Origin of the sequence: Pseudomonas sp. WP18 (genome assembly GCF_036689585.1) — a bacterium.
GTDB lineage: Bacteria > Pseudomonadota > Gammaproteobacteria > Pseudomonadales > Pseudomonadaceae > Aquipseudomonas > Aquipseudomonas chlororaphis_E.
On the sequence record NZ_CP144758.1, the window covers coordinates 2,780,614 to 2,805,593 of the forward strand.

The window sequence follows — 24,980 nt, forward strand, 5'->3', positions numbered from 1 at the left end:
GACACCGCTTTCGCGAGCAAGCCCGCTCCCACAGGCCATTGCGGCATTACTTAATGCGGGGCGCGAGGAATGGTCTTGAGCAAATCCTCAGGGCTGATGTAGCCGACCACTGGCTCTGCGGTGCTGCCTGGCAATGGCAGGTCAAGGATGTGGCCCTTGATCTTGCCCACCACGTGCATTTCGCAGGGCTTGCAGTCGAACTTCAAGGTCAGCACTTCATCCCCGTGGATCAGTTGCATCGGAGCCACCTTGGTGCGCACGCCGGTGACGCCCTTGGCTTGCTTGGGGCACAGGTTGAACGAGAAGCGCAGGCAGTGCTTGGTGATCATCACCGGCACTTCACCGGTTTCTTCGTGAGCCTCGAAGGCCGCGTCGATCAGTTTGACGCCGTGGCGGTGATAGAAGTCGCGGGCCTTCTGGTTATAGACGTTGGCCAGGAACGACAGGTGCGATTCCGGGTACACCGGCGGTGGGTTGGTCTCGGCCTTGCGGCCGCCACGGGGGTGAGCCGCGACGCGGGCAGCGGTCAACGCCTCGATGGCTTCACGGCGCAATGCCTTGAGCTGCGAGTTGGGAATGAAGAACGCTTGGGGCGCGTCCAGCTTGATCGACGTGGCGTGGTAGTCGGTGGTTCCCAACTGGCCAAGCAGGTCGTGCAGTTGCTCCAGGGCCTGCTCCGGCTTGTTGGCCACGCCGAACGGTCCGTCCAGGGCCACCTGGGTGCTGATGCCTTCCTCGCTGGTGGCGGTCAGCTCTAGGCCCTCTTCGCGCAGGCGGGCGACCCAGGCCAGGCCGATCCGGCGCTCGGAGGAGGTCTTGAGCAGCGCTTGCTGCCAGTTGTGGTCCAGGTTACGGCTCAACGGATGGTTGGGGCGCAGTTGATACAGGCCCGCTGGCATTTCGTTGGGCTCGACACGGTAGCGGTAGCGCTTCTGGCCGTCCTCTTCGAACTCACCCTTGGGCTCGGCGATGTTGGCCCGAAAGCCCACGACTTCACGCTTGACCAGCACGTTGAGACCATCGCCGTTGGACAGTGGGTCGAAGGTCACGACCTGCATGTCGCGCTTGCCGACTTTTTCCACCACGCCCACCGGCACGCCGGTGAAGGTCGGCGAGTCGAAGGCGCCGATGTCGATCTTGCGCTCGCTGACGAAATAGTCGGTGCTGCCCCGGTGGAAGGTCTTTTCCGGGTCGGGCACGAAGAAGTGCGCGGTGCGGCCGCTGGAGGCGCGGGCCAGGTCGGGGCGGTCTTCGAGGACGTCGTCCAGGCGCTGGCGATAGTAGGCGGTGATGTTTTTCACATAGCCGGCATCCTTGTAGCGCCCTTCGATCTTGAACGAGCGCACGCCGGCTTCCACCAGCGCGCGAATGTTGGCGCTCTGGTTGTTGTCCTTCATCGACAGCAGGTGTTTTTCGTAGGCGACCACCCGGCCCTGGTCATCCTTGAGGGTGTAGGGCAGGCGGCAGGCCTGGGAGCAGTCGCCGCGGTTGGCGCTGCGACCGTTCTGGGCGTGAGAAATGTTGCACTGGCCGGAAAAGGCCACGCACAGGGCGCCGTGGATGAAAAATTCGATGGCCGCGTCGGTCTCGTCGGCGATGGCGCGGATTTCCTGCAAGTTCAGCTCACGGGCCAACACCAGCTGCGAGAAACCGGCCTGGTCGAGGAACTTCGCCCGTGCCAGGGTACGAATGTCGGTCTGGGTGCTGGCGTGCAGCTCGATCGGCGGGATGTCCAGCTCCATCACCCCCAGGTCCTGGACGATCAGCGCATCGACACCGGCGTCGTACAGTTGGTGGATCAACTGGCGGGCCGGCTCCAGCTCGTTGTCGTGCAAGATGGTGTTGATCGTGGTGAACACCCGGGCGTGGTAGCGATGGGCGAACTCCACCAGCCGGGCGATATCGCTCACTTCGTTGCAGGCGTTGTGTCGGGCGCCGAAGCTCGGGCCACCGATGTACACGGCGTCGGCGCCATGCAGGATGGCCTCGCGGGCGATGGTCACGTCGCGGGCGGGGCTGAGCAATTCCAGATGATGTTTGGGCAAGGACATGGGTTTTATAGTCAGGCTGGTCACGGTCGAAGCGAGCATTGTAGCCGCCAGGCGCCTTGCCGGCACCTGCGGACTTCGGATTGCCGCGCGCGGACCGATGCACGGCGCGGCGCGGGCGATCAGGCGGGTACCGTGGCCGCACTGCACCAGCGGTTGCGGCCGGTGTTCTTGGCCAGGTACAGGAAGGCGTCGGCGGCCTTGATCAGCATCGCCGGCGTGACGTCCTCGATGGCTGGCTGGCAGGTGGCCACACCCGCGCTGGCGGTGACCAGCCCCAGTGGATGGTCGCCGTGTTCGATGCCCAGCGCCCGGATGCCCTCCAGGATGGCCTGGGCGACCTGGGCCGCCCCGGCGTTGTCGGTGTTGGGCAACAGGACGGTCAACTCTTCGCCACCGTACCGCACGGCCAGGTCCCCCGGGCGCTTGATGGTTTTCTGGACCGCCACGGCAATCGCACGCAGGCAATCGTCCCCGGCGGCGTGGCCGTACTTGTCGTTGAAACGCTTGAAGTAGTCGACATCGAGCATGATCATCGCCAACGACGAGCCCTGGCGCTTGGCCAGGCGAAGCGCCTCGGCCAGGGCGCTGTCCAGGCGCCGGCGGTTGCCCAGGCCGGTCAGGCTGTCGGTCAGCGCCATGTCGCGCATGGTCTGGTGAGCGCTGCGGATCTGCTTCTCCATGCTCATCCGATAGCGCAACTGGCTCAGCACGATGAGCCCGAAGCCGACGAGTATCGCGATCAGGAAAATCAGCACGAGGCCGGTCTTGAACAGGTCGCGACGCCACGGCGCGATGATCGACTCCCGGGACAGGCCGGCCTCCACCACCAGCGGATAGGTGGTCAGGGCCCGGTAGCCGTATAGCCGCTCGGTGTCATCGATCACGGCCCTGGCCTCGGCCACGCCCTGGTTCGAGGTGGGCAGGAAGTTCTTGAAGATCACACTGTTGACCAGGCTCTTGCCGACCACCGAGGCGAAGAAGGGCCGGCGTACCAGGATGGTCCCGCTGCGTGTGGCCAGGACGAGCGCGCCCTTGTCGTCGATCTTGAAATCGCCGTAGTAGTCGACGAAGTAGCTGACCTTGACGGTGCCCAGCAGCACGCCGGCGAAGGAGCCGTCGGGGTTGTTCAGGCGTCGGGAGATGGGGATGATCAGGTCGTTGGTGGAGCGGCTCCTGATCACCTCGCCGATTCTCACGTTGCGGTCTTCGTGGGTGCGGTGGTACTGGAAGTAGTCCCGGTCGGCGTTGTTCGGCATTTCCGGGATCACTTCCTTGTCCGTCACCAGCCATTGGCCATCGGGGCCGTAGATGAACAGCCCGTGCAACTGCGGCATGATGGCGGATTGCTGGACCAGCAGCTTGTGGATGCGCGGGATGTCGATGTTCTGCAGCCCGTCACCTTCGACCCGCTCACTCAGCGCGGCGGTCACCACATCCACTTGTCGGATGGTGTCTTCGGCATGCTGCGCCGTAGCCCGTGCCAGGTTCGTCACCGAGTCGTGGGCGGCGGCAAAGGCGGCGCGATAATCACGCCACGTCCGCCAGCCTTCAACGGCCAGGAACGCCACGACCACCACCAGCATGAAACTCACGGTGAGCCGCAGCGCGGCTCCAGCCCGTGCAGCCTGGGGCGAGAAGGCTTCGTCAGAGTTGTCTACCTCTGGCTCTGGCCGTTTGCGTCCGAGCATCAACATTTTCCTTTTTACGACGGGCTGCGCATTTATTATTGGAAGCCTATCTTATTCGAATTCGGAACAATAATCGTTGTAAGGGAGCCAGGATGAAAGTTGGCGTCATCTCCGATACCCATGGGCTGCTCCGCCCCGAGGCGATAGCCGCGTTGCAGGGCTGCGAACGGATCATCCACGCCGGCGACATCGGCAGCCCGCACATTCTGGACCAACTGGCGGCCATTGCGCCGTTGCAGGTGGTGCGGGGGAATAACGACCTGGCGGCCGATTGGGCCGCTCATCTGGCTGATTGCCTGCAATTGGATCTGGAGGTTTGGGCGGGGCTGTTGGTTCACGATATTGCCGATGTGCCGACGCCCCTCGACCCGAGCGTGAAGCTGGTGATCACCGGCCACTCCCACCAGCCGGGCATCGACTGGCACGGCGAACGGCTGTATCTGAACCCCGGCAGTGCCGGCCGACGGCGTTTCAAGCTGCCGGTGACATTGGCGTTGCTGGAGGTCTGCGCCAGCGGGATCGAGCCGCGGATTGTTCCGCTGCTGGAATAGCGCGGTATCGGCAGAGGCTTGATGGCGGCCCATGGATCCAGGTTATGCCGAAGCGCGGGAGCTTGCCCGGCAATGCGCCGTCCACGCCCATGTGCAGCCAAGGATGCCTGGAACCTGTTGCCGCAAGCGACCAAGCTCGCGCAAATCCATGCCCGGTAACCCAGGGCTGCGAACGCTTTGACTTCAGCAAAAAAACGCCCGCCAAAGCAACGTGGGCGGGCGTCTGGGAAGACCAGCGCACAAAGGAGCGCTGGCCGGTGTTGGCAGGGCGGATTACGCCACTGGAATCGACGGGTCTGCCGCGGCCAGGGCAGCGGCGCGATCAGCGGCCGGCGGGTAGATCCAGACGCTGTTGATCTGGGTCTTGAGGTCCTTGGCTTCCTGACCGACCAACTTGAGCTGGCGATCCCAGCCTTCGGTGTACACCGCGCCCCAGGCGCCGAGGTCCAGGCAGGTCACGTACTTGGGCTGGCTGTAGGGCATCGGCGCGACGCCGAGCAGGTCGGCCGCGACGTTGTGGCCGGCGTAACGGCCCAGGGCGATGGCGTGCTGGCAGGACATCACCGCGTGGTTGCCCAACGTGTCGGTGGCGGCGTAGGCCACGTCACCGGCGGCGAAAACATGGGCCTGACCCAGCACTTTCAGCTGGCTGTCGACGTGCAGGCGGCCCTGGGGATCCCGGGTGCCAGCGATATGCTGGGTCAGTGGGCTGGCGCGAAAGCCCACGGTCCAGATCACGGTGCGCGATTCGATGCGCTGGCCGTTCGACAGGGTCACCCCGGCGGCGTCCACCGACTCCACCGAAGCGTTGAGGATCCACTCGATGCCCAAGTGCGCCGAGGCTTCGATGATGGATGGACGGATACCGTCGCCCATCGAGGCCGCAATCTGCGGGCCGCGGTCCACCACGATGACCCGGATGGGCGCGTCCTCGCCGAGCACGGCGCGTAGGCGCGCGGGCAGTTCGGTGGCCGTTTCGATCCCGGTGAACCCGCCGCCGGCGACCACGACGGTGTTGCGGGCAGGGCTGTCCGGCAGGTGGGCGAGGGCCTTGATGTGGTCTTCCAGTTGAGTGGCCTGTTCGATCTGGTCGACGTCGAAGGCGTGCTCGACCACCCCGGCCAGGTCAGGGCGAATCAGCTGACTGCCGGCCGCAAGCACCAGGCGATCATAGGCCAGCGTGCCCTGGGCGCCGGAGGCATCGTGGTAGCTCACATGCTTGAGCGTGTCATCGACACTGTCGGCAAACCCTTGTACGAAGTGCACGCCCACCGCGTCGAACAGGCCACCCAGCGGGGCCAGCATGGTGTGCACGTTCGGCTCATAGAACCGCGGGCGGATGCGCAGTTCCGCCTGGGGCGCCAGGACCGTGATCTGCACGTCGTTGCGATCGTGCAGGTCCAGCAGGCGTGCCGCGCTCAAGGCGCTCCAGACCCCGCCGAAGCCTGCGCCGACAATCAGAATATGCTGTTTCATGAGTTGCTCCCGAAGACTGGATCGATACGTCGAGTTATTTAGGTTTTCAGCGTGACAGTGATGACCAGGCGTGATTGAAAACAGCTTGGCTGGCATCAACAGCAAGGTGATGTACAGCAATGCGGGGATCCGGTCGGAATGGGTTTCGGAATCGAGCATGACGATTCTGCACGCCACCACTCGCCCGACCGCTCAGCCCAGGGCATTGCCTGGGTATCTTAGAAGCGCGGCATTTCCATCCGGTAGGACATAAAACCCTGAAATCCGGCCAAGCCTGCCCACGAGGCCGGCTCGGAGCCGCCCCTGCTTATGCGATCAGCGGGAAAAGCGGTTGCGATAGTCCCGTGGGGAAATCGAGAGATGGCGCTGGAAGGTATTGCGCATGCGGTCCTCGTCGCCGAAACCGCATGAACGGGCGATCTGGTCGATGTTGCGCGGGGAGTCTTCCAGTTGCCGTCGCGCGGCTTCGAGGCGGAACAGTTCGACGGCTTTGGCCGGGGTGCGGCCGGTCTGGCGCTTGTAGACCCGGGCGAAATTGCGTGGGCTCATGCCGGCCTGTTGGGCCAGTCGGTCGATGGTCAGGTGGGTGTCGTCCAGGTGTTCGGCGATCCAGACGTGCAGTTCATCGAATCCGGCGCTGTCCTGCATCTGCAATTGCAACATCTGGCTGAACTGTGCCTGGCCGCCGGGGCGCTTGAGAAAGACCACCAGTTCCCGGGCCACCTGCAGGGCCACGTCGCGACCGCAATCGGCCTCGACCAGCGCCAGGGCCATGTCGATCCCTGCACTGACACCCGCCGAGGTCCACACGGCGTCCTGTTGGACGAAGATCGCATCGAGGTCCACCTCGACCAACGGAAATCGGCTCCTGAGCAGGTCGCACATGGCCCAGTGGGTGGCGGCCCGGCGTCCATCCAGCAGACCGGCCTGGGCCATGAGGAATGTCCCGCTGCACACCGAGGCGGTGCGCCGGGCCTTGAGCGAGGCAGCCCGCAGCCACGCCACGAGGTCGACGCAGTCGATCATCGCCTGGCGTATGTCCGGCGCGCCGGGCACGATCAGCGTGTCGATGCCGGCGCCGTCCAGCCGGTCCAGGGCACAGGTGTCCACGACCAGCCCTTCGGCGGTGCGCATCAGCCCACCCGCCAGGCTTGCGGTGTGCATTGCATAGCCGGGCAATCCGCGCTCGGCCATGGCCTTGGTGGCGGCCCAGAACACGGTCTGGGCGCCGGTCAGGTCCAGCAGGCCCATCTGCGGGTAGGCCAGGAAGACCAGCGTGCGCGGGCGGGACATCGATTCGGTAGCAACGCCTACGTCCTGGATCATTTCGTTCATGGTGGTTTTCGCGGTGGGTGATCGTCGATGGCGGGGGTATCCAAGTGCCGCCCGGCGCCGGGTATGCGGACCTGGTCGATTATCCGTTTTCAGCACAATTGCACAATCGTTTGCCTGGACGGAACAGAATTTGCGTGGCCTTCGGCTGGTAAGTCCTGCAATCACCAAGGGTCAGGTCAATGAGCAATCCCACTATGGCGCACCGACCGCAGCCGGTGCCGTTGCCACCGATCAATCGGTTTCGCACGGCAGACATCGACGAGCATGCCCGCAACATGGGCGGCTGGCAGGTCAGTTACAACCAGTTGACGCCCGGACGCTTCGAAGGCGAGCTGATCGAGTTCCGCTCGGACTGGATGCAATTGGTGCGCGACCGCTCTAATCAGGCCATGACCAAGCACGGGACGGCCTGGGACGGCGCCATTACCTTCAGCGTGCCGTTGAGCGCGGACGGCCCGGTCTTTTGCTCCGGACACCCGATCCTTGAGCCCAGCCTGCTGGTCGCCCGGGGTCACAATCTGCCGGAATTGCGCACGCCTCAGCACCTCGACCTGCTCGGTGTCGCCGTTGATGAGCGGGCGCTCGAACATGTGCTGGAGCGCCAAGGCAGCCGTTTTCGAATTACCGATCTTCCCAAGTGTTACCGCCTCGGTGACTCAACGTTGCCGGTCGAACTCGCCGCGCTGTTCGATGAGCTGGAAGGGGGCGAGCAGGGCCGCGAGTCGCTGCTGGGGTACGAGTCGATCCGCCGGGGCCTGCGCGACACCGTGATGTTGCAGGTGCTGGAGCTGGTGGCGCCGGACCAGGCGGCGCCTCCTCTCAGTCCCACCGCGCGCAAGCGCATGGTCGACCGCGCCCGGGAGTACGCCATGACCCATGTCGACGAGCCGTTGTCGATCCTGGACCTGTGCAACCACATCGGCGCCAGCCGGCGCAAGTTGCAGTACTGCTTCCAGGAAACCCTGGGCATCAACCCGGTGGCCTATTTGCGGGCATTGCGCCTCAATGCCGTGCGTCGCGAGTTGCGCAATGGCGAGCAGGCCCATGGTGTCCAGGAAGTGGCTGCGCGCTGGGGATTCTGGCATTTGAGCCGGTTTTCCAGCGACTACCGGGTCCTTTTCGGCGAAACGCCGTCGCAAACCCTGCGTCGCACGCATCTGTGCTGAAAACGGATAACCGCCCGCGCGCCGGCTGCCTAGGATGACCCCACCACCACTTGGTCGGAAGGGGCATTCAATGAGTCAGAATAAGAAAACCAACCGCTTGCGTTGCATGTGCTTCACCTTGGGAATGTTGGGTCTGTGTGCCGCTGTCCAGGCGACAGAAAACGGTGCACCGACCACGGCAGTCGGAGTCTACGATTTTGGCGCGGGCATGATGCCCCCGGCCACGCCCTACGGGACGGTCGGCCTGCGTACGGCGTTCTATTCGGCCAACGTGCAGAAGGACCGCCACGGCAAGGCACTGGACAACAATTTCTCCCTGGACGTGCTCTCCATCGGCCTGGCCTACATGCGCATGACCGATTACACCGTGCTGGGGGCCAAGTACGGTTTCGGCACCGTGGTGCCGTTCTTCAAAATGGACGCCTCGGTGCGGGTGCAGACACCGGTCGGTCCGCTGGATCTGGAAGCCGATCCGTTTCGTCTCGCCGACATCCAGGTGTTGCCGGTGATCCTGCAATGGACGCTGTCGCCGAACCTGTTCGTCAATGCCCAGTTCCAGGTCCAGGCGCCCACGGGCGATTACGACAAGGATCGCCTGATTTCCCCTGGGCTCAATCACTGGACATTCTCCCCAATCCTCAACGCCACTTACATTTCCGACAGCGGCTTCGAGGTGTCTTCCAGTTTTGAAGCCGACATCAACACCCGCAACGAAGACACCGACTACAAGAACGGCGTCGAGTACCGGCATGAGTTCGCCGTGGGCCAGCACGTCGGGCCCTGGACCGTGGGCGTGGGCGGGTATTACTACCGCCAGTTCACCGACGACGATGCGCCGGGGCTGGAGTCCGGTAACCGCGCCCGGGTCATGGCCGTCGGGCCGGCGGTCAGCTACTTCAAGCCCGGCATGCCGCCGGTGTGGCTGCACGTCTACAAGGAGCTTGACGCGCGCAACCGCGCCGAGGGCTACACCGCGGCGTTGCGTATTTCCCAGAGTTTCTGAAGGGGCTCGTCATGAACCAATCAAATTCCGTATCAACGGCCCCGGTGCGTCAGGCCGGTGGGCGTGAAGGGCTGGTGCTGATGCTCGGCAGCAGCCTGACCATCATGGGCTCGGTGATGGTCGCGCCGATCCTGCCCCGGCTGGGCGCCGAGTTCGGCCCCGTGGAGCCCCGTGCCGATCTGCTGGTGCCGTTGGCGGTCACCGGTCCGGCCCTGGCGATTGCCTTGTTCGCGCCTCTGGCCGGATGGCTGGCCGACCGGGTCGGGCGCAAGGCCTTGCTGGTGATTGCCACCTTGCTCTACGCCGTGCTTGGCGCACTGCCGGCGCTGCTCGACAGCCTGCCGTCGATCGTCGGCGCGAGGCTGTTGTTTGGCTGCACCGAAGCGGCGGTGATGACGTGCTGCGCCACACTGATCGCCGACTACTGGCAGGGCGAAGAGCGGCTGCGCTACGTCAATCGCCAGGTGGTGACCATCGGCCTGGTGGGGGCGCTGTTTTTCGTGGTGGGGGGCGCGCTCGGCGAGCACTCGTGGCGTTCGCCGTTCCTGTTGTACCTGCTGCCGCTGCTGCTGGTGCCGGCGATGATGAAGGTGTTGTGGGAGCCGCCGGTGACCCGGCGCCACAGCGTCGAGCAACCGCTCGCCGATTCGGGCCCGAGCAAGGTGGCGGTGCTGCAACTGGTGGTCGGCTACCTGATGGTCATGGGCGGCATGGTCCTGACCTTCGTCGTACCGATCCAGGCACCGATGCTGCTGGTCAGCCTCGGCATCACCTCCAGCACGATGATCGGGATGGCCGCCGGGCTGAGCCTGTTGGCGACCCTGGGCGGCTCGTTGATGTGGCCGCTGTTGCGCCGGCGCTTCGGGGTTGCCGGTTGCAACGCGCTGTTGCTGGGCCTGATCGGACTGGGGCTGTGGCTGCTGATGCGTGCCCAGAGCTACAACGCCGTGCTGGTGGCGGTGGTCATCCAGGGCCTGGGTTCGGGGCTGTTGGTGCCTAACGTGATGGCGCCGGTGATGAACGCATTGACCGCCACCACCCGCGGTCGAGGCTTGGGCGGTTTCACGTCCTGCCTGTACATCGGCCAGTTCGTCAGCCCGCTGGTGGTGGCCTTCGTGGGCAGCTTCGCCGGGGACCTGCGCCAGTCCATCCAATGGCTGGCCTTCGCCGGATTTATCGCGGCACTGCTCTGGGTGGCCGTGGGCCTGCGCACACGCGGCCAGGGCCAGTCGACTTCCATCGGTACACGTCAATCGTCATGAAACAAGGAATCTGAACATGGGTATGCAAGACATTCACCATTTGATGGACCGTGAAGACGGCACGGCGCTGGCCGAGTGGGTCAGGCGCGGCGAGGTTGGCCCTGGCGAGTTGCTGGAAACCGCCATCGAGCGCCTGGAGCAAGTCGAGCCGCACATCAACGCCGTGGCCGAGCGGTTGTACGAGTCGGCGCGGGAGGTCGCCCGCACGGCCGCGGTTGGCCAGGGCCTGCTTGCCGGCGTGCCGACCTTGATCAAGGACTTGTTTTCCCCGGTCGCCGGTGCGGCGATGACCAACGGTTCTCGCTCCCTGGGGGATTTTCGGGCGGACTTCGAATCGGAAGTGGTGACGCGTCTACGGCGCGCGGGTTGCCAGGTGATGGGCACCAGCACGTCGCCGGAGTTCGGCACGTCCTACTCCACTGAATCCACGCGCTTCGGCGCTACGCGCAATCCGTGGAGCACCGGGCACAGCGCGGGCGGTTCCAGCGGCGGCGCGGCGGCACTGGTGGCGGCCCGCGTGGTGCCCTTCGCCCATGGCAACGACGGCGGTGGCTCATTGCGCGTGCCGGCGTCCTGCTGTGGTGTGTTCGGTTTCAAACCCAGTCGTGGCTTGTTGCCGTCGGGGCCGATGGTCGGCGAGGGCTGGGCCGGGATGGGCACCGCCCATGCGATCACTTTGTCGGTACGTGACAGTGCCGCGCTGTTGGACGCCACTGCCGGCATCGACCTGGGCGCGCCCTATGCCGCGCCGGTCCAGGCGCTGCCGTATGTGACGGCGGTGCAATGTGACCCACGACCGTTGCGCATTGCCCTGGTCGAACAACTTGCGCCCTGGCCGACATCGTCCCAGAGCCTCCAGGCCTTGAACGAGGCCGCGCGGTTGTGCGAATCCCTGGGGCACCGTGTCGAGCCGGTCAGCCTGCCGGTGGTGTTGCCGGAGTTTCTCAACCAGGTGTTCACCATCATTGGCGCCAGTACCCGGCACTATGTCGACTTGCTGGGCGAGATGCGGGGCGCGCAGGTGCATGCGGAGGAGTTGGAGGTGCGCACCCGGATCATCCTGCGGGACAAGGGGCATGTCACCGGTGCCCAGTACGCCGGGGCGGTCGAATGGATTCATGCGTTGGGGCGGCAGTTGGCGACGTTCATGCAGGATTACGATGTGATCCTGACCCCGGTGCTGACCCGTGAGCCGGCACCCATTGGTGAGCTTGACCTCCAGGGCGTGTGCATGAGCCTTGAGCAACTGATCGAGCGCTATCACAGTTACTCGCCGTTTACCGCGCTGTTCAATGCCAGCGGCCAGCCGGCCATGTCGGTGCCGTTGTCCTGGAGTGCCAACGGCTTGCCGATAGGCGCGCACTTTGCCGGTCGCTTTGGCGAGGAAAGCACCTTGCTGGCCCTGGCCGCGCAACTGGAACGCGCCCAACCCTGGCGCGGCCGCGTGCCGCCGGTCAATGCCTGCCGGGGTTGAGCATGGGCGGTGGAGACACCGCCAATCCAGGTTGTTGCAAGAGGGCCGCTTTCGCGAGCGGCTCGCTCCCACGGAAGGTGGGAGTGAGCCTGCTCGCGAAGGCGATTTCTGCTTTGGATTATTTCCAGCTGATTCACCGCTTTCGCGAGCAAGCTCGCTCCCACAGGCGGTGGGGGGTGTTTTCTAGACCCGGTGGGCGCTGAGTGTCCGCCCACCGGAGCAAGGTTCAGTAGCGGATCATTACCGATTTCAACTCGGTGTAGTCATCGATGAACGCGCTGCCGAATTCCCGGCCGATCCCTGAAGACTTGCTGCCGCCAAAAGGTACGGCGGGGTCGAGCAGGGTGTGCATGTTGACCCACACGGTGCCGGCTTCGATGGCCGGGACCATGCGCAGGGCTTTGCTCAGGTCTTGGGTCCAGAGGCTGGCGCTGAGGCCGTAGGGCGTGTCGTTCATCAGTTCCAGCAGTTCTTCTTCCGTGTCGTAGGGGAAGAACGTCGCGATCGGGCCGAAGGTTTCTTCGTTGAGCAGGGCGTCGTCGCGGCGGTTGGCGAGGATGATCGTTGGCTCGACGTAGCAGCCCGGTCCTTCGATCAGCTTGCCGCCATGGACGATGGTGTTGTTCTGCGCCCGGGCCTTGGCGAAGAACTCGCCGAGCTTGCGCTGATGCGAGTGGTTGGTGACCGGGCCAAACTCGGTGCGTTCGTCCAGGGGCGAGCCGATGGTGAGTCGGGCCAGGCGCTGGGCGAGTTTTTCCATGATCGGCTCGATCTGTGAACGATGGACAAAGAACCGTTCCGCCGCCGCGCAGATTTGCCCCGAGTGCAGGAAGCCGGCTTCGATGATGCCGTTGACCGCCACCTCTTGATCGACATCGCGCAGAAAGCCCGCGGCATTTTTCCCACCCAGTTCCAGGGTCGACCGGGTCAGTCCGGCGCCCATGGCTGCCTGGCCCACGGCGAGGCCGGTGGGTACCGAACCGGTGAACGAAACTTTGTTAGTGCCTGGGTGCTCGATCAACCCTTTGCCCACCTGGCCGCCACCGGTGACCACGTTCAGGGCGCCCGCCGGCAGGCCGGCTTCGATGGCTAGTTCGGCTATGCGCAGGATGGTCAGCGGCGTGAACTCGCTGGGCTTGATGATGATGCTGCAGCCGGTCACCAAGGCTGACGCCAGTTTCCAGATGGCGATCATGGTGGAGAAGTTCCACGGCACGATGCCCACCACCACCCCGACCGGTTCGCGCAGGGTGAACGCGGTGTAGCGTTCTCCGGCGAAGGAGGGCAGTGACGGGGTGATCGTCTCGCCGCCGATCTTGGTGGCCCAGCCGGCGTAGTAACGCAGGAAGTGCGCCGCCTGGTCGACCTCGAAAGCGCGGGAAATGTGGATGATTTTTCCCGACTGGCAGGTTTCGATCTGGGCCAACTCTTCGCGGTGCTGCTCCAGCAGGTCCGCGAGCTTGAGCAGCACCTGGCCACGAACCGCCGGTGCGGCCTGGGACCACTGCCTGAAGCCGCGTCGAGACGATTCCACCGCGTGATCGATATCGGCCGTACTGGCGTCGCTGACCTGGGCGATGACGTGGCCGGTGGCCGGGTTGATGACGTCCAGCGTCTGGCTGCCTTGGCTTTCGACGTAGCGACCATCGATGAACAGTGCGTGACGCCGGCCGAGAAAGGCTTCGACCTGAGGCAGTAGGGCAATATCGCTCATGGGTGTTTCCTATCGCGAAGGGAAAGCCCCGAGGTTAATCGCTGCGCGGCGGCCCGGCTTGACTGTGCCTGCCGCGCGGCATGTGCGTGCCTGCCAGGACGTGGCCCTGGCAGCCAGGAGCAAGGCCTTCAGCAGCCAGGTACAAGCCAGCGGCGCGTGTTTGCGGTCAGATCAGTGTTTCGACTCGATGGCAAAGGAGCGGGCGATGTTTCTCCAGACCAACCGACACAAACTGGCGTTGAGCGCCCAGGTGCAGCGAGCGCTGGCCGGCGACACCGAGGACACGCCGATGCTCGACGCGTACCCGCCGTTGCGGGCATGCCTGGCCCAACACGCCCGGCAAATGGCGAGCAGCGCCGAGCGTTGCCTTCAGGTCGAGGCCCAACTGGCCGAGCAGGCCGCGCGGTGGCAGCAGGGCGAGCGCGAACGGGAGATGTTGCGCCAACAACTGGAACAGGCCCAAGGCCGCGAACAGTTGTTGGAGCGCCAACGGGACGAATACCGTCAGCAAGTGCAGCAACATCACCAGGAAGCGCAGATCTGGGCGTTGTTGCAATCGACGCTGACCGAGGGCTGCTGGGACATCACGGTGGTCAACGGCGACCTGCAGCACCCGGCCAGCAGCATGCGTTTTTCCAGCCAGTTTCGCGCGTTGCTGGGCTATGGGGTGGACGAACTGCCCGATGGCTGGGATGCCCAGGTCGGCATCACGCACCCGGATGACCTGCCGAAGATCATGGCGATTTTCGACCGCGAGATTCTCGGCACCCAGGGCAGTGGCGAATACGTCTTCGAGTACCGCATGCGCCACAAGAGCCGCGACTACATCTGGTGCCGCGAACGCGGACGGGCGGTGCGCGATGCCCAGGGACGGCTGGTCCGGGTGATCGGTGCGGTGCGCGACATCAGCGACGAGCGCTCGGCCCAATCCACCCACCACCGCATGCTGGAGCAGAACCAGGTGACCTACGCCCAGATCGCCACGGTGGTCGGGGTGATCAAGGGCATTGCCGACCAGACCAACCTGCTGGCCTTGAATGCCGCGATCGAAGCCGCCAGGGCCGGTGAGGTCGGGCGGGGGTTCTCGGTGGTCGCCGACGAGGTGCGCAAACTGGCCGAAAGCACGCGCCAGGCCACGCATCAGATCCAGACGATGTTGCACCAGCACAAGCAATAGACGCACGGGGAGCTGCCGCCGCCGGCAGCCCCCACGCCTTCAGAACGGCACCGCCACCACCAACTGGCTGTAGACGTTGGTGCCGTTGCCGCCGACCTGGTTGCCGCCGCTGTTGTCATCCTTCTCCGGCTTGTACAGCCCCAGCAGCGGCGTGACGATCAGGTGTTCGCTCACGGCCCATTCGACATACAGGTCCAGCTCGCGCCCATCGAGGTTCAACGCCTGGCGGTCGTGCAGGGTCTGGTAGTCGAAGAACAGCGCGCCGACGGTCACGGTGTCCGTCGGCTTGAGCTTGAGGCCGACGTGCTGGATGGCCGTGTTGCTGTTGAACGGCCCGGAATAGTTGCCGGCCACCTCGCCCTGGAACCAGGTGCCGTAGCCTCGGCTCAGGCCGTTGAACATCGAGTCCCAGTTCTGTGAGTAGCGGCTGTAGCGATAGGTCAGGTCCGGTGTCCAGGGCAGGTCGGCGAAGGTGTAGCCGGCCTCGGTATACCAGGCTTTTTCCGGGCCGGCGTCCTTGTCCTGCCAGGCGTATTCGAAAGCGAAGTGGGCGTTTTCGATGCCGGCGTTGCCGCTGCCCCGCAGGCTGTAGATGTTCATGCCTTCGCGCTGTTTCTGGAAGTCGCTGGCGTAGTGGTCATCGACGTCGATGCCATGGATGTAGGTCAGGCCCAGGGTGCCGGGCGCGGTGGTGTATTCCAGGGTGCCGGCGGCCATTTCGGTGTTGGCCTGGGCGCGGTTGTCGGACTTGATCCACATCAGGCTGCCATGCACGCCGTCCTTCGCTCCCAGGCGCAGCACGGCGGTCTTGTCGAAGGCGTGGCGGGCGGCCAGGTAATAGGCGCCGCCGCGATTGAGGTCGCCGTCCGCCGGGCCCTTGCCCAGGTTCAAGCCGTCGTCGTTGATGATGAAACCGTCACCGAGGGTGATCACCTGGCGACCGTAGGAGAGGTCGACGCCGTCCTTGCCCAATACCGGGAACAGGTCCCCTGAGCGCCAGCCGGCGAAGGCCTCATCGAATTTCGTGGTGCGCTCCGAGCCGTCGCTCAGGCCGGCCGGGTCACCGTCGCCCCAGGTGCCGGAGCTGACCAGGTTAGCGGTGCCGTAGACACTGCCCATGCCGGCCAATGCCTGGTCGATACTCAGGCCATACTTGATGAAGCCTTCGCGCCAGCTGGAGCCGCCACCGGTGCCGTCGTAGTTCTTGCGGCTGTTGAACATTCCGTAGACCGCGAGGACGTTCCCGGTGATGGTGGTGTCCTGGTCGGCGTAGAGCTCAAGGGCCTGGGCCGATGAGTCGGCAACCAGCAGGGCGATGCCCAGGCCGATGGCGTTGCGCAGTAGCGGTGTGTGGCGTGTGTGCTCCATGGTGTTTTTCCCCAGTGTAATAGGACGGCAGAGCGCGCATTAAGGGGAGCTGCGCGGGGGGAAGTCTTTCACCTGGCTGCCAGGGAATTGATCCAGCCCGCCAGGCCGCGGGGGCTGGCAGGCAGCAACAAGAGTGGCGGCAGACATGGGCAAGACGCCTGTGGCGCGGCGGCGCAAAGTGAAGCTGCACGCAACGCCGTTTCGATCAGGGACTGGCTGGGGGGCTTGAATGCCGGCTCCTGGACGGCTGTGGCACCTCTACTAAAAAATCCGCTTCTCGAGGATCTGCACCATGTCGATCAATGACCGACTCACCGCGCACTTGAACCGGGGCACGGTGGGATTTCCCACCGCCCTGGCCAGCACCATCGGCCTGATCATGGCCAGCCCGGTGATTCTCACCGCAACCATGGGCTTCGGTATCGGTGGCAGCGCCTTCGCCGTGGCGATGCTGATTGCCGTGGTGATGATGCTGGCCCAGGCGACCACGTTCGCCGAGGCCGCGTCGATCCTGCCCACCACCGGCTCGGTCTATGACTACATCAACTGTGGCATGGGGCGTTTCTTCGCGATCACCGGCACGCTGTCGGCCTACCTGATCGTGCACGTGTTCGCCGGCACCGCCGAGACCATCCTGTCCGGGGTCATGGCGCTGGTGAACTTCGAGCACCTGAACACCCTGGCCGAGTCTGCCGGCGGTTCCTGGTTGCTCGGGGTCGGGTTCGTCATTGTGTTCGGGGTGCTCAACGCGTTCGGCGTCAGTGCGTTCGGCCGAGCCGAGATCATCCTGACCTTCGGCATGTGGACCACGTTGATGGTATTTGGCGTGCTCGGCTTGATCGCGGCGCCAGCGGTGCAACTGGAAGGCTGGTTCGGGGTTTCGCTGGTGGGCACCGACCTGATCACCATCCTCTCGCTGGTGGGCATGGCCATGTTCATGTTCGTGGGCTGCGAGTTCGTCACGCCTCTGGCGCCGGACCTGCGCCACTCGGCCAAGGTCATGCCCAGGGCGATGATCCTCGGCTTGCTGAGCGTCGCCTCGTGCATGTTCATCTACGGCGCGGCGATGAAACGCCAGGTGGAGAACGTGCTGCTCGATGCCGCCAGCGGCGTGCACCTGCTGGACACGCCCATGGCGATTCCGCGCTTCGCCGAGCAGGTCATGGGGGATATCGGCCCGCTGTGGCTGGGGATCGGCTTCCTGTTTGCCGGCGCGGCGACCATCAACACCCTGATGGCCGGCGTGCCGCGGATTCTCTACGGGATGGCGGTGGACGGCGCATTGCCCAAGGTCTTCACTTACCTGCACCCGCGTTTCAAGACACCCTTGCTGTGCATCCTGGTGGCGGCGTTGATTCCTTGCCTGCATGCGCTGTGGCTCGGTGGCAACACCGACAACATCATGCACCTGGTACTAGCGGCGGTGTGTGCCTGGAGCTTTGCCTACCTGCTGGTGACGGTGTCGGTGGTGAGCCTGCGCATTCGTCGGCCAGACCTGCCGCGGGCCTATCGCTCGCCGTTCTTTCCGCTGCCACAGATCCTGTCCAGTGTCGGCATCCTCCTGGGCATGTGGTTCATCACGCCGCCCGGCATGAACCCAGCCGACATCTACATCCCGTTCGCGGTGATGCTCGGTGGCACCGCGGCCTACGCCTTGTTCTGGACCCTGGTGGTGCAGAAGGTCAATCCATTCATGCCAGCGTCGGTGGAAGACGTGCTGGCCAAGGAGTTTTCCCATGAGCCAGGGCAACCTGCCGGCGAGTTTATCGACCGTGCTGCAAAGACTGTCTGAGCGCTTGCGCGCCCATCGCCACCCGGCCGGCTATCGGCCTGGGGTGACCCTGGAACACGTGCGGCGCAACCTCGGGCTGGCGCACTTCGTGTGGTCAGGGCCGACGACGGCTACTGTGGCCAGCGACGACGGCCGGCTGCAACTGGAGATTGTCGAGCGCACCGAATCACAGTGGCTGATGCACCTGGTGATGACCGAATTCGTGTTGCGCGTGCCTGCGTCGATGGAGGGCACGGCGCGCCTGGAGCTGCACCACGGCGGGGCTATTCGCCGCAAGGGTCTGCGCTGTCGCCAGCGGGGTGCCGACCAGGCGCTGGCGGCCCGGTTGCAGGCGGCGGTAACGCACGATCAGGGGTTGTACCAGGCGCTCATGCCGCTGGATTTCAAGCGCCTGCGCATCGACCTGCACGAGCGCCAGTGGTGCGTGCGCCTGGAACACATGGGCGGCAGCGAGGTGGTCAACCGCATGCCGGCCTTTCGGCGCTACATCGCGCTCGGAGGCGAACAACGCGCAGCCTTGCTGGCATCCCTGAGCGGCCTGCAACGGGTATTGGCAAGCCTCTGACCCTGTAGTGCCGCCCTGGCATCAATCCTGCTTCTGCTCTGGCGATCAGGTATTTGTTGCGTGCATATAGATAACATGTTAACTATTGCCGCACAAAAACAATAAGCCACTGCGGAGAACGCCATGAGCATGCAACAGGTTGGGCAAGACGGGCTGGAGACCTGGAACCGGGACCTGCGCGCCACGTGTGGGTATTTCGAGACGGAGCTGGCTTTCAATCGTGCCTTGTTTATCGGCCAGGTCTCGAACTTCTGCCGCGGCGGTCTTTCCCTGTCGAACCTGCGCACCAACGCCGGTTCCATCAAGCGCCACTCGCCCAATCCCGACCACGACGACGATCAGGATTGCCTGCTGGTCAGCCAGCGCAGTGGCTATTGCCGCATCACCCAGAACGGCCTGAGCATCCAACTGGCCCCCGGCGAGTTGTTACTGATGGATTCGGCGGGCGCACTGGAGATCAGCCCGTTCGGCCTGATCGAGCATGCCGTGCTGTCCTTGTCTCGGCAGCAGGTGTCGCGGCAGTTGGGTGGGGACACCAGGACCTTCGGCAAGATCTCGTCGAGCAAGGCCTGCGGGCGGATGTTGCACGTGCTGATGGACCAGTTGTGCAAGGACACGCCGGACGGCGAAGGCGCGGCGGGCGAGGGCGAGGCCCTGCAGAGTGCGTTCGTGTCCTTGCTGGGCTCGGCGCTGGAGCACACGAGCGATGCCCGTGACGATGGCGCGGCGCTGCAGGGCAGTCATCTGCGCAGCTACGTGCAGAAGGTCATCGACGAATCCCTCAACCAGCCCGGCCTCAGCCCGGTGGGCCTGGCCAACCGCCTGAACATCTCGGTGCGCCATCTGTACCGGTTGTTCGAAGAACAGGACGACAGCGTCTGCCGTTACATCCAGCGAGCCCGGCTCAAGCGCAGCGCCGATGACCTGACCAACCCGTTCCTGCGAGACGAGTCCATCACCTCGATTGCCTACAAATGGGGCTTCACCGACTCGGCCCACTTCAGCCGCTCGTTCAAGAAGCAGTTCGAACTCTCGCCCAAGGACTTTCGCGCAAGCCATCTGCAACAGGCGCAGGGAGTGGCCTGAGACGCAGGAACGGTGCCCGCCGAACCGCCGCCATCGCGAGCAAGCCCGCTCCCACAGTGGCGCTGTGGTGTGTGCGAAATAGGAAGGGATGCTGCTGGACTTGTGGGAGCGGGCTTGCCCGCGAAGGCGGTGGTGCTGTCGTCACCACCGCGCGCTGGATCGCCTCAGACTTCCGGCAATGTCGAACCGCCGTCGACCACCAGGGTCTGGCCCGTCACATAGGCGGCCAGGTCAGAGGCCAGGTACAGCATGGCGCCGGCAATGTCCCCCGGATGACCCAATCGCCCCAGTGGCACGCGCCGAGCGATGTCCTGGTTGAGGTCATCGTCACCGAGGTTGGCCATGGCCGGGGTCGCGATCATGCCCGGTTCGACACCGTTGACCCGCACCTGCTCGGGCGCCAGCTCCAGTGCCGCGTTGCGTATGAAACCATTGACCCCGGCCTTGGACGCGGCGTAATGGCTAAGCCCCGGGTACGCCACGCGCGGGCCGGTGACCGAGGACGTCACCAGCACACAGCCCTGGCCCTGGCGGCGGAACATCGGCAGCGCCGCCTGGGTCAGCCAGAACAGCGCCGACAGGTTCACCGCCAGGGTGCGTTCCAGCACCGCCGGGGTAATCTGCGCAAAAGGCGTCAACGGGAAGTAACCGGCGTTGTGCACCAACACATCCAGGCGTCCCAGACGCTCCTGCAGCCCGCCCATCATGGCCGATATCGCCGTGGCGTCCGCGAGGTCCACGCCCACCGCTTGCGCCTGGTAGCCGCCGGCCGTCAGCTCGCTGGCGAGCGCCTCGGCCCGCGCCAGGCCGAGGTCGGCGATCACCACCTGAGCCCCACGCCAGGCGAAGGCTTCGACAATGGCCCGACCAATGCCTTGGGCACCGCCAGTCACCAACACCGTCTTGCCGCTGAAATCCAGGTCATTGGCCATGGGTCACCTCCATGTGGCTGAACGCCAGGGTCGGCACGTCGACGATGCTCGAACCACCGTCGGCCACCAGCGCCACGCCGGTGATGATCGAGGCGTCCCGGGACGCCAGGAAACGACAGGCGAGGGCGATCTCCTCGGCGCTGGCGGGGCGGCGCAACGGCACGTCGGCGCAGACTCGGTCGTAGGCCTGTTGCAGCGTTTCACCGTGGAACTGCATCAGCACCTGCATTTCCTCATCGGCCATCGGCGTGCGGACCCAGCCCGGACAGACCGCGTTGACCCGCACGCCTTGGGGCCCGTAGTCCCGCGCCAGGGAGCGGTTCAGGCCCAGCAGCGCGTGTTTGGCGGTGGTGTAGCCGCACACTTGCGGCCCGGCCGCCAACGACGCGATGGACCCGATCAACACCACGTTGCCGGCGCTTTCCTGCAGCAAGGGCAGGCAGGCCCGCGCGCTGTAGAACGCGCTGTCGAGGTTGCTGCGCATGGCTGCGTCCCAGGCTTGCGGGCTGGTTTGGGTGGCGCTGCCCTGACCCATGCCGCCGGCACAGGCCAACAGCACATCGAGTCGAGCGAAATGCTGGCGGATCTGCGCGATGAAGCCGTCCCAGGTCGTCGGGCACGCGGCATCGCCCACCAACACCAGGCCGCCGACTTCCCTGGCAAGGTCTTCCAGGGGCTCGCGGCGTCGGCCGATCAAGACCAGGTTGGCGCCTTCGGCGGCATACAACCGGGCGCAGGCGGCACCGATGCCGGTGCCCGCGCCGGTAATCACCACGGTGCGTGATTCAGGCATCGGGATACTCCGTCTGGTTGAGGACCTGGCAGTAGGAGCTGACCGGGAAATTGGAGTACTCATCGAAGGACGCACCGGCGTAGCCGAAAATCTTGCCGTCGCTGCGGTGTTGTTGCAGGTCGATCAGCACCAGGCCGAGGGTTGGGATGATTTTTTCCCGCCAGACGAACAGATACAGCTGGTCGGCGACCTTGTAGGTGTCGCACCGGTCGGTGTCGCACAGGCCTTGTTCCACGCCCTTGAGGCACTGCCAGGCGTAGAACCGGTCATTGAGGTAGATGTGTTCGTAGACTTCGCTTGGGCTGTAGCGATACAGGTTGCGCAGCCCCACCAGCTCGTTGCTCGGTGCGTGCGGGCAGAGGCCCTCTTGCCAGGGCCGGTCGAGGCTGCCGTGGAGGAAGTCGACGCCGACGCTCGTCAGGGGCTTGCCCGCCAGGGCGCGGCCGTAGAGCCCTTCACGGGTTTGCTCTGGCTCGGGCATGCGCCCGATCACGGCGGTGAACGCAGCGTTGGCGGTGTCGAGCACCAGGCTGACCGACAGGGTCTGGCGGCCCTCGCCCTTGAGAAAGTCCACCAGGTACAGGCCCGGGCGAACCGATGTGGCGCGGTAGGGCGCGGTGCCGCTGGAGTGCCCGTCGGCGGCGTGCCAGGACAACGTGTCCTGCTCGAACCGATGCTCGATCTGCCAGCCATTGGCGAAGTTCAGGGTAAAGGTCTTGCCGCTCAGGTCTGCCAGGTTCGGCAGGATGAAGGCGTCGGGGGCAAAGCCATCGGCCAGGGCGCCGACGGTGATCCAGTCTGTAGATGTGCTCATTGCAAGGCTCCGGTTGGGTGTAGTCACCCGCCGGATCATGGGCTCTGGGGCATCTGTGCACTATCAACCGGATGGTTGAATCGTTCAGAGAAACAGCGCGCTGACCAACTCGGTGCGACTGCTGACGCCGACTTTGCGGAACAGGTTGATCAGGTGAGTCTTGATGGTCGGCAAGCCGACGTTCAACTCCCGGGCCAGGTGCTTGTTGCTGACGCCCTCGCGCAGCAGCAGGGCGATCTGGCGCTCCTTGGGCGTCAAGCCGTCCAGGGCATCCGCCTGGGCAGGCAGGTGCGCCACCGCCAGTTGCAACAGGGTTTGCAGAGCGCCGAGCTGGGACAACTGCTGAGGCGTGAAGGCGCCTTGTTCGGCGGTGCGCAATAACGAAATGGCGGCTTGCGGCTGGCCGTCCCGACGGGCGAAGACTTCCACCACATCCACTACGCCGTAGCGTTGCAGGAAGCTGCGGTAGCGCTGGCTGTCGCGCACCGGCTGGCGGGTCATCGCCAGGCCCAGCGGCACCACGGCCTGTTCATCGCAGACACAGTTGCGCGGTTGCAGCGGATCGAACTGGCGGTAGTTGTCCAGGTAGTCGCGGTGCATCTCGCCACTCATGCCGTGCAGGCTGAAGTCATGGGCTTGCAAGTGGCGGTCGACGCAGTAGAAGGCCGCCCGGCTGGCGGGAATCAGCTGGGTGAACGCGTGCAGGCAGTGGCCGGCGATGTCCTGGGTGGGAATGAGGTTCATGGGCGCAACCTTCGCAAGCACATTGCGGTTGAGGGAAGAACGTGAACCCCTAGGGCCAGGGCGTTTTTGTGGCGAGGGAGTTTGCTCCCGAATCGCATAAAAGCTGGGCTACTTCGCAGCCCAGCGGGAGCAAGCTCCCTCGCCACGGTCACGGTGCTCAGACTACCGCGAAGTAGTGCTTGACGAAACTCTCGCTGACCACTTCCCACAGTACCGGCGTGCCCTTGGTCACGAACCAGCTGTCGCCAGCCTTGTAGCGGGTGCTCTGGCCGGTGACTTCGTCGGTGAGCACCACTTCGCCGGTGACCACGGTGGCTTGCTCGGCAAACGGATACACCATCCGGAACTTGCCCTGTGTGGTGCCGAAGTAGGCGCTGCTGACGGGATCGGTCGGGGCGCCGAAGGTCATCTTGCCGAAGGCCTTGACTTCGCCTTCGAGGATTTGCGAACCCAGGTCGGCGACGGTACCCCAGGCGTCCAGTTCGGACAGCTGGATGTCTTTCTTGAGGGTGATAAGGGGCATGGCAGTGACTCCTGATGATTGAAATAGAAAGCGGTGTGGTTGTCAGCGACGGCCGTTCCAGTAGCCCGACAGCTGGTGCCAGGACTTGCCGGCAGTCAGCAACAGCGGACGGATGGCGTCCTTGCCGATGATGGTCGGGCGCCTGACGGAACTGACCAGGTCATAACGCGCCGAACCTTCGCTCATGCCTTCGGCCAGGACCTTGCAGATGATGTGGCTCGGCGTGACGCCAAACCCGGAGTAGCCCTGGACGAAGAACGCATTGCGGCGGCCGGGCAGAGTACCGATCTGGGGGAACAGATTCGGGCTGCACGCCATCGGACCGCCCCAGGCGAGGTCGATCTTCACGTCCTTGAGGTACGGGAAAATCTTCAGCATCAGATTCCGGTTCCAGGCCTTGAGGTCCTGGGGAATGTGCTCCACCAGCGGCGTCGCGGCACCGAACAGCAGGCGGTTTTCGTTGGTAACGCGGTAATAGTCGATGACCGGGCGGATATCGCTGTAGGCACCGCGAATCGGGCTGATGCGTTGGATCAGCTCGTCCGACAGTGGCTCGGTCATCATCTGGAAGGCGTAGGTGTTGATCGTCGAGCGATGCAGTTCCGGCTCCAGTTTGTTGAGGAAACTGTCGCAGGCCCACAACAGCTTGCTGGCCTTGACCGAGCCGCGCCCGGTGCGCACGGTGATGCGCTCGCCATAACGGACTTCCAGGGCGGGGCTGTTCTCGTAGATCTGCACGCCGTGGCCGGCCAGTGCCTTGGCTTCGCCCAGCAGCAGGTTCAACGAATGCACATGCCCACCGCCCATGTGCAGCAATGCGCTGCCGTAGGCTTTGGAGCCGATGATCTGCTGGACGTCGGAGCCGCCGAGAAAGCGGATCTCGTGCTTGCTGTTGATCGACTTGAAGTCTTTTTCCCAGGCCCGCAGGGTTTTTTCCTGGCGGGCGTTGAAACCCATGTAGCCGTAGCCATGGCAGAAGTCGGCATCGATGGCGTACTTGGCGATGCGGTCCTTGATGATGTCCGCCCCCAGGTCGCTGATCTCGAAGACCTGGCGCAGACCGTCTTCGCCGACGTCCTTCTTGATCTTTTCCAGGTCATGACCGATGCCGGCCATGATCTGTCCGCCGTTGCGCCCGGTGCCGCCGAAACCCAGGTAGCGCGCCTCGAGCACCACGATGTTGGTGATGCCTTTTTCAGCAAGCTCCAGCGCGGTATTGATGCCGGAGAAACCGCCGCCAATCACCACGACATCGGCTTCCACATCCTGTTCCAGGGTGGGGAAGCTGAGGTTGTACTTCTTGGTGGCTGTGTAATAGGTGGGCGTTTCGATATTGATCATGACGCAACCTGACAAAGTGAAAGGAGACTCCGTGCAAAGCGCTGCACGCGATGCCCCTATTAAGGGCCCAGGCGAGGGTGTTTGTCTTGATCATCCGTGCCGGGGCACTTGACCGAGCGCGCCAT

At 64.5% G+C, this 24,980-nt stretch carries 21 protein-coding genes; 9 read left to right on the forward strand and 12 right to left on the reverse strand.

Going from position 1 to position 24,980, the window contains the following annotated elements:
* Positions 1 to 50: 50 nt before the first annotated feature.
* Both V5F23_RS12420 and V5F23_RS12425 read right to left on the reverse strand, forming a co-directional pair.
* The gene (locus V5F23_RS12420; protein WP_212803738.1) at positions 51 to 2,051 is read right to left on the reverse strand and encodes a U32 family peptidase; all 2,001 of its coding nucleotides are present in this window, start codon (positions 2,049 to 2,051) and stop codon (positions 51 to 53) included.
* A gap of 119 nt (positions 2,052 to 2,170) precedes the next feature.
* The gene (locus tag V5F23_RS12425) at positions 2,171 to 3,739 is read right to left on the reverse strand and encodes a sensor domain-containing diguanylate cyclase (RefSeq protein ID WP_047738044.1); all 1,569 of its coding nucleotides are present in this window, start codon (positions 3,737 to 3,739) and stop codon (positions 2,171 to 2,173) included.
* Positions 3,740 to 3,831: 92 nt separating this feature from the next.
* Between V5F23_RS12425 and V5F23_RS12430 the strand changes: the two genes are divergently transcribed.
* A complete protein-coding gene (locus V5F23_RS12430) occupies positions 3,832 to 4,290 on the forward strand; it encodes a metallophosphoesterase family protein (protein ID WP_212803739.1) in 459 nt (152 codons plus the stop codon).
* 273 nt (positions 4,291 to 4,563) lie between these two features.
* On the opposite strand, the gene V5F23_RS12435 is transcribed toward V5F23_RS12430, so the two are convergent.
* Positions 4,564 to 5,766 (reverse strand): FAD-dependent oxidoreductase, encoded by a 1,203-nt coding sequence (locus tag V5F23_RS12435; RefSeq protein ID WP_338498586.1) that lies wholly within the window; start codon positions 5,764 to 5,766, stop codon positions 4,564 to 4,566.
* A 315-nt stretch (positions 5,767 to 6,081) separates the two neighbouring features.
* On the reverse strand, positions 6,082 to 7,101 hold the full coding sequence (locus V5F23_RS12440) for a helix-turn-helix domain-containing protein (RefSeq protein ID WP_053144781.1): 1,020 nt from the start codon (positions 7,099 to 7,101) through the stop codon (positions 6,082 to 6,084).
* A 179-nt stretch (positions 7,102 to 7,280) separates the two neighbouring features.
* On the opposite strand from V5F23_RS12440, the gene V5F23_RS12445 reads away from it, so the two are divergent.
* From V5F23_RS12445 to V5F23_RS12460, 4 genes are all read left to right on the forward strand, one after another.
* A complete protein-coding gene (locus V5F23_RS12445; RefSeq protein ID WP_338498589.1) occupies positions 7,281 to 8,267 on the forward strand; it encodes a helix-turn-helix domain-containing protein in 987 nt (328 codons plus the stop codon).
* A gap of 70 nt (positions 8,268 to 8,337) precedes the next feature.
* The gene (locus V5F23_RS12450) at positions 8,338 to 9,270 is read left to right on the forward strand and encodes a transporter (protein ID WP_047738082.1); all 933 of its coding nucleotides are present in this window, start codon (positions 8,338 to 8,340) and stop codon (positions 9,268 to 9,270) included.
* Between the two features lie 11 nt (positions 9,271 to 9,281).
* Complete coding sequence (locus tag V5F23_RS12455; RefSeq protein ID WP_053144777.1) at positions 9,282 to 10,532, forward strand: MFS transporter; 1,251 nt, start codon at positions 9,282 to 9,284, stop codon at positions 10,530 to 10,532.
* A gap of 16 nt (positions 10,533 to 10,548) precedes the next feature.
* Positions 10,549 to 12,006 carry an amidase family protein gene (locus V5F23_RS12460; RefSeq protein WP_338498592.1) on the forward strand — a complete coding sequence of 486 codons (1,458 nt, stop codon included), beginning with the start codon at positions 10,549 to 10,551 and terminating at the stop codon, positions 12,004 to 12,006.
* 226 nt (positions 12,007 to 12,232) lie between these two features.
* On the opposite strand, the gene V5F23_RS12465 is transcribed toward V5F23_RS12460, so the two are convergent.
* A complete protein-coding gene (locus V5F23_RS12465; RefSeq protein WP_042728387.1) occupies positions 12,233 to 13,720 on the reverse strand; it encodes an aldehyde dehydrogenase family protein in 1,488 nt (495 codons plus the stop codon).
* Between the two features lie 205 nt (positions 13,721 to 13,925).
* On the opposite strand from V5F23_RS12465, the gene V5F23_RS12470 reads away from it, so the two are divergent.
* Positions 13,926 to 14,897, forward strand: a complete 972-nt coding sequence (locus V5F23_RS12470; protein ID WP_047738085.1) for a methyl-accepting chemotaxis protein — start codon at positions 13,926 to 13,928, stop codon at positions 14,895 to 14,897.
* Between the two features lie 39 nt (positions 14,898 to 14,936).
* On the opposite strand, the gene V5F23_RS12475 is transcribed toward V5F23_RS12470, so the two are convergent.
* Positions 14,937 to 16,265 (reverse strand): hypothetical protein, encoded by a 1,329-nt coding sequence (locus V5F23_RS12475; protein ID WP_047738087.1) that lies wholly within the window; start codon positions 16,263 to 16,265, stop codon positions 14,937 to 14,939.
* Between the two features lie 292 nt (positions 16,266 to 16,557).
* On the opposite strand from V5F23_RS12475, the gene V5F23_RS12480 reads away from it, so the two are divergent.
* The 3 genes from V5F23_RS12480 to feaR all read left to right on the forward strand — a co-directional run bounded on the left by V5F23_RS12480 (position 16,558) and on the right by feaR (position 19,708).
* Positions 16,558 to 18,057, forward strand: a complete 1,500-nt coding sequence (locus tag V5F23_RS12480; protein ID WP_042728390.1) for an APC family permease — start codon at positions 16,558 to 16,560, stop codon at positions 18,055 to 18,057.
* On the forward strand, positions 18,002 to 18,622 hold the full coding sequence (locus V5F23_RS12485) for a DUF3156 family protein (RefSeq protein ID WP_080922012.1): 621 nt from the start codon (positions 18,002 to 18,004) through the stop codon (positions 18,620 to 18,622). The genes V5F23_RS12480 and V5F23_RS12485 overlap by 56 nt, the downstream gene beginning before the upstream one ends.
* A gap of 123 nt (positions 18,623 to 18,745) precedes the next feature.
* Entirely contained in the window at positions 18,746 to 19,708 is a 963-nt protein-coding gene (gene feaR / locus V5F23_RS12490; protein WP_042728391.1) for a transcriptional regulator FeaR, read from the forward strand.
* 164 nt (positions 19,709 to 19,872) lie between these two features.
* Here feaR and V5F23_RS12495 read toward each other — a convergent pair whose 3' ends face one another.
* From V5F23_RS12495 to V5F23_RS12520, 6 genes are all read right to left on the reverse strand, one after another.
* Positions 19,873 to 20,640 carry an SDR family oxidoreductase gene (locus V5F23_RS12495; protein ID WP_042728392.1) on the reverse strand — a complete coding sequence of 256 codons (768 nt, stop codon included), beginning with the start codon at positions 20,638 to 20,640 and terminating at the stop codon, positions 19,873 to 19,875.
* Complete coding sequence (locus V5F23_RS12500; RefSeq protein ID WP_338498597.1) at positions 20,630 to 21,433, reverse strand: SDR family oxidoreductase; 804 nt, start codon at positions 21,431 to 21,433, stop codon at positions 20,630 to 20,632. Before V5F23_RS12500 ends, V5F23_RS12495 begins: the two co-directional genes overlap by 11 nt.
* The gene (locus V5F23_RS12505) at positions 21,426 to 22,247 is read right to left on the reverse strand and encodes a molybdenum cofactor biosynthesis F family protein (protein WP_212803744.1); all 822 of its coding nucleotides are present in this window, start codon (positions 22,245 to 22,247) and stop codon (positions 21,426 to 21,428) included. Before V5F23_RS12505 ends, V5F23_RS12500 begins: the two co-directional genes overlap by 8 nt.
* Before the next feature lie 84 nt (positions 22,248 to 22,331).
* The gene (locus V5F23_RS12510) at positions 22,332 to 22,991 is read right to left on the reverse strand and encodes a LuxR C-terminal-related transcriptional regulator (RefSeq protein ID WP_047738092.1); all 660 of its coding nucleotides are present in this window, start codon (positions 22,989 to 22,991) and stop codon (positions 22,332 to 22,334) included.
* 157 nt (positions 22,992 to 23,148) lie between these two features.
* Positions 23,149 to 23,514: a cupin domain-containing protein gene (locus V5F23_RS12515; RefSeq protein ID WP_042732510.1), complete on the reverse strand. Its 366-nt coding sequence runs from the start codon at positions 23,512 to 23,514 to the stop codon at positions 23,149 to 23,151.
* Positions 23,515 to 23,556: 42 nt separating this feature from the next.
* Positions 23,557 to 24,855: an FAD-binding oxidoreductase gene (locus V5F23_RS12520; protein WP_042732511.1), complete on the reverse strand. Its 1,299-nt coding sequence runs from the start codon at positions 24,853 to 24,855 to the stop codon at positions 23,557 to 23,559.
* Between the last annotated feature and the right edge of the window lie 125 nt (positions 24,856 to 24,980).

What these genes read in the sequence shown, in the direction of transcription:
- V5F23_RS12420 (WP_212803738.1), bottom strand. Translation starts at nt 2,051, where the DNA reads ATGTCCTTGCCCAAACATCATCTGGAATTGCTCAGCCCCGCCCGCGAC.
- V5F23_RS12425 (WP_047738044.1), bottom strand. Translation starts at nt 3,739, where the DNA reads ATGCTCGGACGCAAACGGCCAGAGCCAGAGGTAGACAACTCTGACGAA.
- V5F23_RS12430 (WP_212803739.1), top strand. Translation starts at nt 3,832, where the DNA reads ATGAAAGTTGGCGTCATCTCCGATACCCATGGGCTGCTCCGCCCCGAG.
- V5F23_RS12435 (WP_338498586.1), bottom strand. Translation starts at nt 5,766, where the DNA reads ATGAAACAGCATATTCTGATTGTCGGCGCAGGCTTCGGCGGGGTCTGG.
- V5F23_RS12440 (WP_053144781.1), bottom strand. Translation starts at nt 7,101, where the DNA reads ATGAACGAAATGATCCAGGACGTAGGCGTTGCTACCGAATCGATGTCC.
- V5F23_RS12445 (WP_338498589.1), top strand. Translation starts at nt 7,281, where the DNA reads ATGAGCAATCCCACTATGGCGCACCGACCGCAGCCGGTGCCGTTGCCA.
- V5F23_RS12450 (WP_047738082.1), top strand. Translation starts at nt 8,338, where the DNA reads ATGAGTCAGAATAAGAAAACCAACCGCTTGCGTTGCATGTGCTTCACC.
- V5F23_RS12455 (WP_053144777.1), top strand. Translation starts at nt 9,282, where the DNA reads ATGAACCAATCAAATTCCGTATCAACGGCCCCGGTGCGTCAGGCCGGT.
- V5F23_RS12460 (WP_338498592.1), top strand. Translation starts at nt 10,549, where the DNA reads ATGGGTATGCAAGACATTCACCATTTGATGGACCGTGAAGACGGCACG.
- V5F23_RS12465 (WP_042728387.1), bottom strand. Translation starts at nt 13,720, where the DNA reads ATGAGCGATATTGCCCTACTGCCTCAGGTCGAAGCCTTTCTCGGCCGG.
- V5F23_RS12470 (WP_047738085.1), top strand. Translation starts at nt 13,926, where the DNA reads ATGTTTCTCCAGACCAACCGACACAAACTGGCGTTGAGCGCCCAGGTG.
- V5F23_RS12475 (WP_047738087.1), bottom strand. Translation starts at nt 16,265, where the DNA reads ATGGAGCACACACGCCACACACCGCTACTGCGCAACGCCATCGGCCTG.
- V5F23_RS12480 (WP_042728390.1), top strand. Translation starts at nt 16,558, where the DNA reads ATGTCGATCAATGACCGACTCACCGCGCACTTGAACCGGGGCACGGTG.
- V5F23_RS12485 (WP_080922012.1), top strand. Translation starts at nt 18,002, where the DNA reads ATGAGCCAGGGCAACCTGCCGGCGAGTTTATCGACCGTGCTGCAAAGA.
- feaR (WP_042728391.1), top strand. Translation starts at nt 18,746, where the DNA reads ATGAGCATGCAACAGGTTGGGCAAGACGGGCTGGAGACCTGGAACCGG.
- V5F23_RS12495 (WP_042728392.1), bottom strand. Translation starts at nt 20,640, where the DNA reads ATGGCCAATGACCTGGATTTCAGCGGCAAGACGGTGTTGGTGACTGGC.
- V5F23_RS12500 (WP_338498597.1), bottom strand. Translation starts at nt 21,433, where the DNA reads ATGCCTGAATCACGCACCGTGGTGATTACCGGCGCGGGCACCGGCATC.
- V5F23_RS12505 (WP_212803744.1), bottom strand. Translation starts at nt 22,247, where the DNA reads ATGAGCACATCTACAGACTGGATCACCGTCGGCGCCCTGGCCGATGGC.
- V5F23_RS12510 (WP_047738092.1), bottom strand. Translation starts at nt 22,991, where the DNA reads ATGAACCTCATTCCCACCCAGGACATCGCCGGCCACTGCCTGCACGCG.
- V5F23_RS12515 (WP_042732510.1), bottom strand. Translation starts at nt 23,514, where the DNA reads ATGCCCCTTATCACCCTCAAGAAAGACATCCAGCTGTCCGAACTGGAC.
- V5F23_RS12520 (WP_042732511.1), bottom strand. Translation starts at nt 24,855, where the DNA reads ATGATCAATATCGAAACGCCCACCTATTACACAGCCACCAAGAAGTAC.